The 561-nt window shown below is 52.4% G+C and carries 1 rRNA gene; it reads right to left on the bottom strand.

Going from position 1 to position 561, the window contains the following annotated elements:
- Positions 1-39: 39 nt before the first annotated feature.
- Positions 40-561, bottom strand: a 16S ribosomal RNA gene (locus HMPREF3096_RS01890); the annotation flags it as partial.

The following is a 561-nucleotide window of genomic DNA, read 5'->3' as shown; positions in this document are numbered from 1 at the left end:
ACAATCTGTGTGAGCACTACAAAGGCAGGTTCTTTAAGGTAAGGAGGTGATCCAACCGCAGGTTCCCCTACGGTTACCTTGTTACGACTTCACCCCAGTCATGAATCACAAAGTGGTAAGCGCCCTCCCGAAGGTTAAGCTACCTACTTCTTTTGCAACCCACTCCCATGGTGTGACGGGCGGTGTGTACAAGGCCCGGGAACGTATTCACCGTAGCATTCTGATCTACGATTACTAGCGATTCCGACTTCATGGAGTCGAGTTGCAGACTCCAATCCGGACTACGACATACTTTATGAGGTCCGCTTGCTCTCGCGAGGTCGCTTCTCTTTGTATATGCCATTGTAGCACGTGTGTAGCCCTGGTCGTAAGGGCCATGATGACTTGACGTCATCCCCACCTTCCTCCAGTTTATCACTGGCAGTCTCCTTTGAGTTCCCGGCCGGACCGCTGGCAACAAAGGATAAGGGTTGCGCTCGTTGCGGGACTTAACCCAACATTTCACAACACGAGCTGACGACAGCCATGCAGCACCTGTCTCACAGTTCCCGAAGGCACCAA

The sequence above is a fragment of the Klebsiella sp. HMSC25G12 genome (genome assembly GCF_001807705.1).
In the GTDB taxonomy this organism is placed as follows: Bacteria; Pseudomonadota; Gammaproteobacteria; order Enterobacterales; family Enterobacteriaceae; genus Klebsiella; species Klebsiella variicola.
This window is presented reverse-complemented; position numbering and strand designations above follow the sequence as displayed.